Annotated in this window: 12 protein-coding genes; 1 reads left to right on the top strand and 11 read right to left on the bottom strand. The window is 43.2% G+C overall.

Features of this window, described 5'->3' with window-relative positions; genetic code table 11:
* Positions 1-119: IS110 family transposase (locus VGB26_04805; GenBank protein ID HEX9757105.1), on the top strand; the 119-nt coding region annotated here is incomplete at its 5' end.
* Between the two features lie 281 nt (positions 120-400).
* Here VGB26_04805 and VGB26_04810 read toward each other — a convergent pair.
* The 11 genes from VGB26_04810 to VGB26_04860 form a co-directional block, all read right to left on the bottom strand.
* The gene (locus VGB26_04810) at positions 401-3514 is read right to left on the bottom strand and encodes an ATP-binding protein (protein ID HEX9757106.1); all 3114 of its coding nucleotides are present in this window, start codon (positions 3512-3514) and stop codon (positions 401-403) included.
* A 276-nt stretch (positions 3515-3790) separates the two neighbouring features.
* Positions 3791-4252 carry a diguanylate cyclase gene (locus VGB26_04815; GenBank protein HEX9757107.1) on the bottom strand — a complete coding sequence of 154 codons (462 nt, stop codon included), beginning with the start codon at positions 4250-4252 and terminating at the stop codon, positions 3791-3793.
* Positions 4253-4752: 500 nt separating this feature from the next.
* A complete protein-coding gene (locus tag VGB26_04820) occupies positions 4753-5502 on the bottom strand; it encodes a response regulator transcription factor (GenBank protein ID HEX9757108.1) in 750 nt (249 codons plus the stop codon).
* A gap of 1101 nt (positions 5503-6603) precedes the next feature.
* Positions 6604-6801 (bottom strand): hypothetical protein, encoded by a 198-nt coding sequence (locus VGB26_04825; protein HEX9757109.1) that lies wholly within the window; start codon positions 6799-6801, stop codon positions 6604-6606.
* A 257-nt stretch (positions 6802-7058) separates the two neighbouring features.
* Positions 7059-8237, bottom strand: coding sequence for a hypothetical protein (locus VGB26_04830; protein HEX9757110.1), 1179 nt, complete (start codon positions 8235-8237; stop codon positions 7059-7061).
* A gap of 319 nt (positions 8238-8556) precedes the next feature.
* Positions 8557-8895 (bottom strand): thioredoxin family protein, encoded by a 339-nt coding sequence (locus tag VGB26_04835; GenBank protein HEX9757111.1) that lies wholly within the window; start codon positions 8893-8895, stop codon positions 8557-8559.
* A gap of 127 nt (positions 8896-9022) precedes the next feature.
* Entirely contained in the window at positions 9023-9481 is a 459-nt protein-coding gene (locus VGB26_04840; GenBank protein HEX9757112.1) for a peroxiredoxin, read from the bottom strand.
* 87 nt (positions 9482-9568) lie between these two features.
* Complete coding sequence (gene sucD, locus VGB26_04845; GenBank protein HEX9757113.1) at positions 9569-10447, bottom strand: succinate--CoA ligase subunit alpha; 879 nt, start codon at positions 10445-10447, stop codon at positions 9569-9571.
* 22 nt (positions 10448-10469) lie between these two features.
* Entirely contained in the window at positions 10470-11633 is a 1164-nt protein-coding gene (gene sucC / locus VGB26_04850) for an ADP-forming succinate--CoA ligase subunit beta (protein HEX9757114.1), read from the bottom strand.
* A gap of 28 nt (positions 11634-11661) precedes the next feature.
* On the bottom strand, positions 11662-13269 hold the full coding sequence (locus VGB26_04855) for an FAD-binding protein (protein ID HEX9757115.1): 1608 nt from the start codon (positions 13267-13269) through the stop codon (positions 11662-11664).
* Positions 13269-13958: a 2Fe-2S iron-sulfur cluster-binding protein gene (locus tag VGB26_04860; GenBank protein ID HEX9757116.1), complete on the bottom strand. Its 690-nt coding sequence runs from the start codon at positions 13956-13958 to the stop codon at positions 13269-13271. Before VGB26_04860 ends, VGB26_04855 begins: the two co-directional genes overlap by 1 nt.
* Positions 13959-13966 lie beyond the last annotated feature (8 nt).

Raw genomic sequence — 13966 nt, forward strand, 5'->3', positions numbered from 1 at the left:
TAGCGGGAAAAGCTAAAAACGTGGCCCTTACCGCTTGTATGAGAAAATTGTTGGTCATTCTGAATGCTATGTTGAAACATGGAACCCCGTGGAAAACTAATTTTATAATCTCCCCTTGACTTTTAAGACAGTTGCTTACAAGATCCCCGATTTTGACTCTATTAAAAAGATACCCGGGTATCATTAAGGCTTTACAAGGAAACCGTAAAGATTGTAAGGATTAGATCTTAAAAAGGTAAAAGTTTTTAAAAATAAGTATTATATTTCAATAAGGTAAGTATTTTAGGAACCAAAAAACCAGCGGGTAGGCGTCCCCATAGGGTTTGAAGGGGTGTGAATAAATTTTTCTCCGAAAGGAGTTAGACAAGAAAAAAGAAAGAAGAAAAAACAATTCAAATGGCTAAAGGGTGATGATGTCATCCCTGCTTTTTTGTTCAGCCTCATTTAAAGCTTGCACCCCTTGGCTAAGGATACTGTGGGGAGTCAAAAATTCATTGGGATAGGAAGAAACCACCACATTTAAAAAAATAGGCTCTTTGTTTTTACCTTCCATTAAAACACCATGTGTATCTTCCACCAATCCTTTTAACTTTTTCCCCACCCCAATGGCATTTTCTTTATCCGTTCCATCCAGCATGATTCCAAAGGTACTTCCATAGCAACGGCAAAGGAGGTCTCTTCCTTTTAAATTCTCCTGAAAGATTCGAGCAACCCCTTTGATGGTTTCATCCCCAACTTCTTTTCCTCTCCTTTTATTAAAGTTTTTAAAATGCCGAATGCGTGTAAAAACCAGAGCCAAAGGCTCTTTTCCTTCCTTGGATTTAAATTCGTTTCGGTGAAGAAAATCCTCGAGATATTTTTCATTAAAAAGACCAGTTAAAGGGTCAACCCAATCTTCTTTCCGTCCTTTTTGGGGTTCGGTGATAGGGTTTTTATGGATTTGAGGAATAACTTCCGTTGCCTCCAATTCCGAAGCCTTAATATGCAACCCTTCTTCAGATGCGATTCGTTTAGGCAAAATAAACGTAAAGGTACTTCCCCTCCCAAATTGACTGTCCACAAAAATCTGTCCGCCGTGCATATCCACATATTTTTTTGCAATGGGCAATCCCAAACCGCTGCCCATATGCTCCCGAGCATCAGAGGAATCCAGTTGTTTAAAATCATCAAAAATTTTCTCCCGGTCCTCTTTTCTTATTCCTTTTCCATTATCAATCACCGATATTTCTACAGCCGGTTCTCCCTTTAACAAACAAGAAGAAGACCGGATAGAAATGATCCCGTTCTTAGGTGTAAATTTTATGGCGTTACTTAAAAGGTTTAAAAGAATTTGTTGAACCTTGGTCTGGTCGGCATTAATCATTAACTCCCCATCTTCAAATTTATAATCCTCTCCCTGTGTTTTGATTTGGAATTCTATTTTCTGTTTTTTTTTCGCCGCCAAAGGAGCCACGGTTACCCGGCATCTTTTCACTAATTTTTCAACAGAAAACTCCCCAAGTTTAACTTCCATTTTCCCTGCTTTGATTCTGGAAAGATCCAGAAGATTATTAATTTCATTTAATAAAAGCTTTCCGCTCTCCTGAATACTTTCAATACATTCATTCTGTTTTGGGTTCAAATCACCGCCTTTCCCGGTTAAAAGGAATTCAGAATTACCAATAATCGAAGTCATCGGGGTTCTCAATTGATGGCTAATATTGGAAAAAAATTCCGTTTTAAAACGGTCCGCCTCCTGGAGTTGCTCCACCATGGCTTTCGTCCGTATGAACAAGGTGGCGTTTTCAATGGCAATGCTCAGTTGACTCCCAATAGACAAAAGCAATTCCATATCTTGGGGAGAAAAAGAACGGGGAGTTCGACTGGCTCCGGTTAATGTTCCCAACACCCTGTCCTTTGATTTCAGAGGAATGGCAACCACAGTGACCATTCCCAAACTTTGGAAGGGTCCTCCCGATTTTGGGGTCTTTTTCAAGTCCTCAACCACCACGGGTTGCCCTTCAAAGGCGGTTTGCCCCGCAAACATCTCTCCGATGGAAATCTCCTGATATTTCTCAATGACCTCACGGGGTAACCCCCGGGACACCTTCAAAACCAGTTTGTCCGTTGCCTCATCCCGAAGCCGAATGGCCCCCGCGTGAAAATCCATTACCTCCATTACTTTATCCAGGGTACCTTCCAGAAGGGCCTTTAACTCCAAGGTACGGTTGGTGGTTGTAGCAATAAGATTTAAGGTAGACAACTGTGTGGTTCGTTGTTCCACCTTCTGTTCCAAATTGGAATAGGATTCTTTTAGTTTTACCGCCATATTATTAAACTCATTGGCCAGTTGTTCGATTTCATCATTGGTTCGAATATCCAACCGAACATCTAAATTTCCACTGGCAATCTTCTCTGCCCCATCATGCAAGAGCTGTATGGGTCTGGCCAACTTTTTTGAAAGGAAAATACCCATAAAGGCCACAAAAACAATTAGCGCAATTCCGGAAAAAGCCACCGATTGAAGTAGAGAATTGATAGGGGCATAGAGCTCATCCGATCTCTCTCTGATAAAACTATGCCATGTCATTCCAGTGGAATTTTGGGTAATTTCTGAGGTTTTGACCACTGGGGCAAAACCAATAATGGAATTTTTTTCCACCCTCATCTCATGACTATCATCATCCGCTAAAACCCAATTCGGCAAGGGAGAGGTTATTCTGGAAACAAGGGTCTCATTTAATAATTTTCCCGTTGGCATGATGGGGCAAATGAGGACACGCCCTATGGAATCAACGAGCATCGCATGCCCAGATTCTCCAAACCGGATATCTAAAATTGGAGGCCCAAGCAACGCCCGAATGTTATGAAACACCACTAAAATCCCACTAACCTTTTGCTTTTTTTCATCAATAACGGGAACCGCCACATTGATAGCCCAAACCTGAGCTTTTTCATTAAAATAAAGGTCCCCTATATAGGTCCTCCCAATCCCGTCATTATAGGCCGTCTTCCACCAGGGCTTTTCTGCATTGATGAAATCAGGTAAAGGATTAACACTTGCCACCAAAGTCCCTTGATCATTGGTTAGAAAAAAGGCAATATATTTCTCCTTTTTGGTCATCATATAATTTCTTAAATATCGGGAACTGTCATTATGAAGTATTTCCTCTCTGAGGGAGGGATCTCCCTCTTTCCACAGCCTTTCCAACTGGTTTAAATTTTTTGTTTTTTGCATTCCCTCAATTTGCTGGGCTTCTAAATTGGAATTTTCAATGGCCTTTTTAATTTGTATGGTAGTGGCCAGATGTTTTTTACTATCCACTTCTCTTTCTATAACCAAATCGGTTTTTTGAGAGGCCTGCAAAGCCAACCCCTTAAAGTTCTCACCCATCGATTCCCGCAACTTCAGCGTTCCATTCCAATAGGTAATAAACAATCCAAACAAAACCGGAATCAAACCCACTATCAGCAGGGAAAGCACAATCTTCGTTCTGAGCCACCTCTTTTTAACTTTTAAATTTAAGGGCACCATATCCCTTCCTTGAAATTTTGGAATATAGAAATATAACCATAGAAGTTAAGTAAGGGAAACAACTAGTTAGGGAATTTTAACATATTATGAATAGGGATTTCTATGCCCTATCTGAATTAGGGAGAATTCTCTTTTTTGATGATTTTATTGGCTTTTTGGGGATCCAATTTAATCAGAAATAAAAAACAAACAAATCTATCCGGTGGGTCCCTGAATGAAGGCTTCAAAAAAAACCGACCATTAGATAAATTTACCGGTTCCAAACAAAGGTCCAACCTAACGATCAGGAAAGGATACTTTATTTCCCCCATTTGCTTTAGCAAGGAAAAGCATTCGATCTGCAGTGCACAATAAATGTGCAATATCCGGAGAGTGGGTAGGGAAACAGGCCCCTCCAATACTCACCGTCCGATCAACCGGTTTGGATTTAGGCGTATCAATATCTTTTTCAATAAATCCCCTTACCCGTTCAGCCACACAAAAAGCGTCTTCCCCTTCAACAAACGGGAGAATAACCCAAAACCGTTTGTCGTCTCTCCTGGCAATTAAGTCCGTTCCACGAATTTTCTTCCGAATCAACTGGCAAACATGGGGTAATGTTTCATCTGTTTCCGGGTGATCCAATTCCAAATCCAAAAAGGAAACATAATATAAATATCTCATGGCGAGTTTTCCCTCTAACTCCAAAAGGTATTTAAAGAAATTCATTGGGACAGTAGGACAATGGAAATCAAGCATGGGGTCACCTCCTTTCAAACAGAACGGAAAAAAAATCGATAACTGGAATCCTTTCCTCTTTAAAAAAAAACGCCTTACCTTTGAGCCCATGGTAATATCGTTTTTCGTGTTTGAAATGGTATCATTGGTATTTTTGGCCTCTTCCTCTCCGGTAAATAACAATTGACCCTTTGAGGTAAGAAAAAATATATCAAACATTTTTAAAGATGGGGTAATCAGTTAATCAAGAAATCTTCAGGGAAGGTCAAATTTCAATTTGGTGGAATTGGAAAATCAAAAAAAAGAAGATGACCAAGGAAGGGTCGACCCGCTTACAGGAAAGAATCCGGTTTAAAGAAAGGATCAGGAAGATTAAAAATCCTGAAAAAAGGGGGAGGATGGACACGAACCAAAAAGCCTATATGATGAGCGAAAAAAGTTTACACCACTTTCCCCTCTCGGAAGAAGGAGGGAAGTAATTTTAAAAAAAAGCCAGTACTCGCCAACCGGGAAAACTCTTTTTATTCGTCCTCTATATCTGCAAACTTATATCCCATTCCTCTCACCGTTTTGATATAAATGGGATTGGAGGAATCCTCTTCAATCTTAGCCCTTAAATTTCCAATATGAACATCAATCACGCGGTCAACCACACTTACATCTTCATAGGAATAAATTTTCTGAATGAGTTGTTCCCGAGAAAAAACCCTCCCGGGCAAATTGGCCAAGGCTTGAAGGATTTCAAATTCATAGACCGTCAATTTGATTTCCTGGTTTTTAACGGTGACTTTACATTTTTCAAAATCAACCTCCAGGTCCAAATATTTTATTTTTTTTCGAGAACCCGGATCTGTCGGAACACATCGGCGGAGAATGGCTTTTACCCGCGCAGTCAGTTCCCGGGTACTAAAAGGCTTGGTGATATAATCATCGGCTCCAATGGTTAACCCCAGGATCCTTTCAAACTCATCCCCCTTAACCGTTACCATAATGATAGGGACTTTCGACTGTTTTCGGATATGCTGACAGACCTCGAACCCATCCACCTTCGGAAGGCCCAAATCCAGAATGATTAAAATAGGGTCATGTTTTTCGAAAAAAGCAATTCCCTCCGGACCATCCTTTGCACAGATGGTCGGAAATCCTTCCGCTTGTAAGGTGTTGGAAATCAGAGAAGAAACACTGGAGTCATCTTCAACAATCAAAATGGGGTTGGCTAAACTTTTCTTTTTCATATGCATAGCCTCAGGGGCTTGTTCCATGAGTGCCATTCTAGCTCCTTTCTTTTCCTTTGTAAATAATCTTAAGGTTTATCCGTTGACGGGATTTGAAAACCTTTGAACCTCTTTCCTGATTTTTTTCCCAATTGCCCTCCGTTCTGACTTTAAGCCTCTTTGAAAAATTTTTTACCTGCTATAAATCAACATTGGCTATATAATAAACTGAAAGTGCCATGGCTCCAAAGGCTGCTCCCACCAGAACAAAAGCAAGCATTAAAGACTCCATCTTCTTAACCCTCCTTTCGAAAACTTAACCATCCCCTTTTTACCCACACTCAAACCGGATAGACCTAGACCAGTGGGTCAAAATCTCAAATTGGGAATGGTGATACAATTCATCCGTCAAATCAATTTATTTCAAAGGGATTCTACGCAAAATTTAAATCTCATCCCTGACCAAAGACCAAACACCAAACCCCACCATCATGGCTAGACCTAATATAGCAGCAATCCCATACTCAAAAAATCCATTCATCGGTTCCATTTTGCACCTCCTCTCTCTTATGGCATCTTCTCTCTGCCTCAAGTCAGGTTTAGGTTAAACCTTGAATAAAATTTTGGGTCCCCTTAGTTTTCACTGGTAACCAAGGACCAAATGCTGAGCCCGATCATTAATACCGCGCCCAATACAGCCGCAATTCCGTATTCAAAAAATCCATTCATTGGCTCCATGGTAAATCCTCCTTTTTGGTAACCCCCTTTTCGGATGGGGTAAACTGGTTTGAACACACCCTTTCATTAAGATTCCCCTCTCACCAGGCTCCAAATGCTAAAACCAACCATGAGGGCTGTCCCTATCAACGCTGCAATTCCATATTCAAAGAACCCCCCTAAACCTGTCATAAAATCACCTCCTTTCTAAAAAGTAACCGAATGGATTATTGTTGATATGGTTGTCAAGATACGCCGGGTTTATAAACTAAAATTAAGGGGGATATAAAAAAAAATATAGAATGTGTAAAGATAGGGTAAAGAACGGAAAATAGAGTGTCTTGGACAATGACGGGACAACTTTTTTTAAAAAAACCAAGAAAGGATAGAATAAGGGTCTTCAGAGAAAATAAATGGTGGATAAATGGAGGCGTTTATTTTTTAAAAAACTTTTTGAGAGGACTTTGCCATATCCTTCCGGAAGCGGATTTTTTTAAGCTCTGCCCGGAAAGCTTCGGTTATAAACTCGCTCAGTTTATCGTTACTCACCAGACGGTTTAAATCCTCTAAAAGTTTTTTTGGGACGGAGACCTTACAGGACTTGGGAGAGACCACTTTAATTTCAATTAGTTCACTCAATTTACCCCTCCAAAGATTACCTGCTTCAAAACGGGAATAAAACATAAATCCCTGCAGACCTGTTGAATTCTCTGATCAGGAGTAAATCCCATCCGATCTACAGAAATTTAAACCAACCCAAATGCTACCTTTTTTTTGTGAAGGGTTCATTAAGTTGGGGTTAAATTTATGTAAAGTTTAACTGGAAAATCGTTAAGAGTTGGTAAAATTAAAAAAGATAATTTTTGTTATTAGCAATCGGAACAAATCCCGGGGAATTAACCGGGAATAATAAGAAAGGATTCACTAGGCGTTGGGGGAGGAGGGCTAGGGGGAAGAGTGGTCGTAGTGGTTGTTGCAGAAGTAGTTGTTGTGGAACCCGATGTAGTCGTGGTGGTGGTTGAGGTGGTTGTCGCAGAAGTGGTTGTTGTGGAACCTGATATTGTCGTGGTGGTGGTTGAGGTGGTGGTCGATGTCGTCGTGGTGGTGGTTGAGGGAAGAGGATTAAGAACGTTTGAACTCAGAAAGTTAGTGATGGAATTAGTTAAGTCTGCCTTTAAGGCATCAGGGGATAAATTCACCCCGCTTCCACTCACCAACTCTATTGGCGAACCATGAACCTTCCCGTCAAAAGTTCCATCCGTAATATCCAGCTCAAGGGCCTCCAGCAAATCCAATACCGTAAAATTGCTAAATCCGGGATTGGCAGCGTCAATATCAAACGCCTGTTGCGACAGACCCAGGATAATTAAACCGTATTGTGTTGATGGATCCGTAAAATCAATGGGATTGGATAAAGACACATTGGGGAGTATGTTGGTTATATTAAGGTTGCTCAAATCCAAACCGGAGACCTGAATATGCTGACTGCTCATTTCCTGATTGGCGGAGGCAATGGCGGAGGAGGCAGGATTGCCATCTAAAATTTTAAAATCGGCTAAAATACACCCCAGTGTAGTATAAGGTGTAATGGCCACCGTATTTATTGCTCCCCCCGGACTCAATTGATCTAAACAGCTTCTCAGAGGATTTCGCCCTGCAAGGTCCAAAGGATCACCGGTCACTTCATCCACAAAATTTCCACTGTTCAAATTCAATTCCATCAGACCGGTGGCATTTCCAACGGATAAAGAAAAATTCCCGTTGGTATCGGTTAGTACTTCACCAATGGGGCTGGCCCCTCTCTTACCATCCGGGGCAATGGTCCAAACTTTTACTAAACCCTTATCTACGGGACCTTTAACTACACTTCCCATAATGGAAAAAGACTCACTTGGATTCGGCGGTTGGGGGCCAGGGGGTAGTGTCGTTGTGGTGGTTGAATTTGAAGTGTCATCCCCGCCCCCGCTCCCCCCACCACAGCCCCATGGTCCAAGAAAAAGAACAATCAAAATAAGAGAAAAAAACTGAAAACCTTTGCTTTTTAAAACTTTATTTAAAAAAAGGCTTAACCTCACTGAATCGCCCCCTTAATAAGAAAAAAATGCACCTTCAGGAAACATTCCTGCTTTGTATATGGCAATTTCAATGCCAATAAAATTTATTTAAAATCCATCCAAAATGGAATTTAATCTATTGATTTAATTTGGTTATTTTAAAATTTCAGTTTTAACCCTCCATCCTTTTGGGAAATTTTTTTCGCTTATTAAGAAAATTAATGGAAAGGTTGATCCGTTTTTCAGTAACCGGCTAATTCCAGAAGATGGGGTTTATGCAAAAAACAGAATACCCTTAATTAGGGATCAGGATAGCCCGTTAAAGGCGGGTTTAAAAAAGTCAAAGCAAGTGCTTTGATAATTGTTCCTTAAATTCCTCCTGAGTGATTTTCCCCTCAAAAGAATAAACCAAAGAACCATTTTTATAAAAATGCGTGGTTGGAAAAGACTCAAAGAAGTGTTCCCTTTTAATTTCCCGGCAGGCCCCCGGAACATGAAGGAGGGATTTCCCAAAACGGATTTTCTCCCCGAACTCTTTTGCGGTTTTTTCAACAATGGGCTCAAATTCTTCACATTGTTGACAGGAGGCAATTTTGAAAAGAATTAAAGCCCCCGGGGATTGGATAAAATCCTTATAATTCTCATCGGTGACACGGGGAAGAAGTTCTGTCTCTGACATAAATTTAACCCCACCAAAACAAACGGGTAAAAAATTATCATTACCGGACACCCTCTCCCTTTGCAACCCCTAAAAAGGAAAAAGGGCATCCGCAATGATAAGCTTTCCACTCGCAACACTTTTGATTCTAGTTGAGTTTCTTAAGGGCCTCTAATATCTCCTTATCATCCCGGGCAGTTGTAATTTCCTGGATCTTAACAAATTGAACTGTCCCGGCCTTATCAATCACCACCGTGGCCCGTTTTGTAATATATTTGTCCTCCATGTACATACCATACTTCTTGGCAACCGTTCCTCCCATATCACTCAAGAGTCTATGTTTAATGCCAAGGGAATCCGCCCATGCCTTATGCGAATAAACACTATCAATACTGATCCCAAGGACCTCGGTATTTGCAGATCCAAATTGGGGAAGGTCATCGGTTAAGCATTTGTTTTCATTGGTACAAACAGGCGACCAATCCAGGGGATAAAAGGCCAGAACCACATTCTTTTTTCCCTTTAAATCACTTAGTTTGACTTCTTTCTGGTCCTGATCCTTCAATGTAAAATCTGGGGCGGTTTGCCCAACTTGAATTTCACTCATCGGTTTTCCTCCTCATTTTAAAATGTATATGGTTTTTTTGTTAACAAAGACCTTTTCCCAGATCAATGCCCTTTTGTTCAACTGAGATCAGCCTTTTTTATCAAAGACCTTTTTCATGGCCTCTCCGATTACTGCAGGGTTTTTCACCATGGTTACCCCAGCACTCTCTAATGCTTCCACTTTCCCGGCCGCCGTTCCTTTTCCCCCGGTAATAATTGCACCGGCATGTCCCATTCTCCGTCCCGGGGGGGCGGTCATCCCAGCAATAAATCCAATAATAGGTTTCTTGACACATTTTGAAATATATTCGGCAGCGGTTTCTTCCGCATCTCCACCAATTTCTCCAATCATCACAATACCCCGGGTATCGGGATCCGCCTCAAACATCTCCAGAAGATCGACGAAATTGGTCCCCTGAACCGGGTCCCCACCAATTCCAATACAGGTGGATTGACCTAACCCCAACTGGGTGAGCTGCCATACCGCTTCGTAGGTTAAGGTTCCGCTTCTAGAAATAACACCCACAGTTCCCCGTTTATGAATAAAACCCGGCATAATTCCGATTTTACACTCCTCTGGGGTAATAATCCCCGGGCAGTTCGGTCCAATCAAACGGGTGGAACTCCCAAACATTTTTCGTTTCACGCGAACCATATCCATAACGGGAATTCCTTCGGTAATGCAAACCACCAGGGGAATTTGGGAAGAGATCGCCTCGAGAATCGCATCTGCCGCAAATGCGGGGGGAACAAAAATTAAAGATACATCGGGACGGACCACTTCAGCGGCTTCTTTCACGGTGTTAAATACCGGTATACCTTCAAATTCGACTCCTCCTTTTCCAGGAGTCACCCCTCCCACAATTTGGGTTCCGTAAGCAGCACAGGCATTGGTGTGAAAAGAGCCTTCCTTTCCGGTAATTCCCTGAACAATGACTTTTGTTGCTTTATTGACCAAAATACTCATAACAGGATTCCTCTTATTCCCATTAGGATGAGAGCAGTTTTACAATTTTCTTAGCCCCTTCCCAAAGATCATCAGCAACCACTAGATTTAAACCCGACTGGGCCAATAGAGCTTTTCCTTCTTTTGCATTGGTTCCTTCCAACCGAACAACCAGGGGAACTTTCACTTCAACTTCCTTGGCCGCATCGATAATTCCACCGGCAATTCTTTCACAACGGACAATTCCCCCGAAAATATTAACAAAAACCCCTTTCACATTGGGATCGGAAAGTAGAATTTGAAATGCATGCTTCACCGTCTCCTTAGAAGCCCCGCCTCCAACATCCAAAAAATTTGCCGGCTCCGCCCCCGCCAGCTTAATCACATCCATGGTGGCCATGGCTAATCCCGCGCCATTGACCATACACCCGATATTCCCGTCTAGCTTTACATAATTGAGTCCAAATTCCGAGGCGCGAATTTCCAAGGGATCCTCCTCATCGAAGTCCCTGTAAGCGCGAATATCCTCATGCTGGAAAAGAGCGTTGTCATCAAAGGAAATTTTTCCATCCAACGCAATGACCTTGTTCTCATTGGTCAAAACCAGGGGATTAATTTCCACCAAGGAAGCTCCTTTTTCTGTAAACAACCGATAGAGCTGACCCAACAGCTTCACAAAAGGGCCGATGGCCTCTTTTGGAAGACCCAAACGAAAAGCGACGTTTCGTCCCTGAAAAGGCTGAAACCCAACCGCGGGATCGATAAACTCCTTTAAAATTTTTTCGGGCTTCTGGGCTGCAACTTCTTCAATTTCCACTCCCCCTTCGCTGCTGGAAACAATGACCGGAAACCCGGTTTCCCGATCCACCAAAAGGCTCAGGTAAAACTCTTTTTTGATGGCAACGCCTTCCTCAACCAAAACCCGTTTGACCCGTTTTCCTTCCGGTCCTGTTTGATGGGTCACCAGGGGTTTTCCAAGAAGGCCTTCCGCAATGGTTTTGACCTGGCCCCTCTCTTTGGTCAGTTTCACACCCCCTGCTTTTCCACGCCCCCCTGCGTGAATTTGGGCTTTCACCACGTAGGGCGATGCACCCAATTCCTTCGCCCAAGCTTCTGCTTCCTGAGGGGTGGAAACCGCCCGGCCCTTTGGAACAGGAACCTCAAAGCGTGAGAAAAGTTCTTTTGCTTGAAATTCGTGAATATTCATTATGGGTTTTCCTTATGAACGGTTAAGGTCAACTGCTTGGTTTTTCTTTATTTCGCCGGACATAATCTGGAAAAAGCTTGGGGGAAGTCACCTTCGCTTCTATCCCGGCTTTCTTCGCCGTTTCCCGGAATTTTTTTAAATGACCTAAAGTCATTTCCCCATGTTTCATCTGCCCCGCTTGCTCGGCGGCGGCTTTTCCCGCTCTCCGCCCGTAAACGATAATATCCAAAAGGGAATTTCCCATTAAACGGTTCCGTCCATGAACTCCACCCGATGCTTCTCCGGCCACAAAAAGATTTTGCACACCGGAATGACAATTCACATCGATCTGGACACCCCCGTTTTGATAATGCAGGGTGGGATAAATCAGAACAGGTTCTTTTCGAATATCGATGGCATACTTTGAGAACTGTTTGATCATATTTGGAAATCGTGTTTCCAATGTATCCTTTCCATTTATCGAATCCACCAAAGGCATATCCAACCAAACTCCTTTGCGTCCGGCAGGGGTCTCAACTCCGCGCCCCTCCTCACACTCACGAATGATGCAAGCAGCTACCGCATCGCGGGTTTCCAACTCATTGACAAAACGCTCCCCACGGACATTTAAAAGCTGAGCGCCTGCGGATCGAATGCCTTCCGTGACGAGGGTGCCTGCCATTTGGTCAGGATAGATGGCCCCGGTGGGGTGGTACTGAAAGGTGTCGGCTAAAGTAAGCCTTGCTCCAATACGATAGGTGAGGGCCAATCCATCGGCGGTCGCACCGAAGTGATTACTGGTCGGAAACCCCTGAATATGCAAACGCCCAATCCCTCCGGTTGCCATAATAACGGTTTTTGCCTGCACCACTATCCATTGGTTATTATCCAAATTCTTCAATAGGGCCCCTGTACACCTTCCATCTGTTCCACTAAGAAGCTCTACTGCAGGGGAGAATTCTACGACCTGTATATCCTCATTAATCACGCAATCCTTGAGAACGCGCATGAGTTCCAAACCGGTATAATCCTTACAGGTTAAAAGCCGGGGTTTCGATGTTCCACCCCCTCCCTTCAGCCTTAGAGAACCCTCTCCCTCCTCACGATCAAATTGAACACCGAGATCCAACAACCACTGGGTAGCCGATGGCCCTTCCTCAACCAGCGTTTTTAATAACACGGGGTTATTCTTAAGGTGACCCCCAACCATGGCATCTAGGTAATGCCGTACAGGTGAATCATCGGATCCCACGGCAACTTGCATCCCCCCTTCAGCCATAACCGTATTGGCATCCCCCAATCGCAGTTTGGTGGCCAATAGGACCTTTGCCCCATTTGCCCGGGCTGTTAAAGCAGCCGCTGCACCCGCACCACCCCCTCCAATAATTAATACATCGGTGGTGTGATCAGGAACCAGTTCGTTGAATTCTTCTGGAACAGGACTCTCCCCCTCCAGAATATCGACTAATTCATGGACAGACGGGTCTCCCTGATTGGGACCGATTCGAATGGGCCGGTAGGCCTCCTTCTTGTAATCAGGGTGGTACCGGTGTATCACTTCATTTTTATCAGCGGGAGACATCACCGGAAAAGATTGTTGGATCCGTTTTTCTCTGTTTTTATTAGTCTTTTGCTTTGATTCTTCTAAACTCATCATTACCTTAAAGTCTCCCCGCGGGAAGCCCACTCCATAAAATCACTCTCATTGAAAGATTGAACCCTCTGCCATTCCGGATCAAAGAATCTTCCTTCAATCTCTTGAATTCGCTTCTGCAGTTCAAGGTCCCTTCCTCTATTTTCCTGGCCCACCACCCGTCTTGAATAAAGCCCCACCCAATGGGGTTTTATCCCAACATCACACACCATGGCACAAAGCCCGCACATGACACAATTATAAAAACTCTCTGAAACCGGTTCTAAGTTCCCCCGGATGGCATTTAAAACGCCATCCATCACATTAATGTCTTGGGGACAGGCATTGGTACACGCCCGGCAACTGACACATCTTTTGGTCTCAGGGTAAATCCGAAGGAGCTCATTCCGAGGATTTTCCAATTCAGAAAACCCGTATTTTCCTTTTCGTTGGATGTCGATCGGGAAAAGGCTGAAAGACATTCCCTCCTCAACCGGAATCTGGCAAGCTAACCCGGTTTTCATTTGAGAAGGATTTCCTAAACGGAGGGTTACCGTACAAGCCCCGCACACACCCCCTAAACAGCCAACCCCGTGGATGGGCTCTTGCCCACTGGCCCAATAGGCTTGGAGAATCGATATTCCCTCGGGGACTTGATAGGTCTTTCCTTGAATTTCAACAGAAACGGTTTTGTTTTTCTTTTCTTCCTCCATGTTTTCAG

This window comes from Nitrospiria bacterium (genome assembly GCA_036397255.1).
In the GTDB taxonomy this organism is placed as follows: Bacteria; Nitrospirota; Nitrospiria; order DASWJH01; family DASWJH01; genus DASWJH01.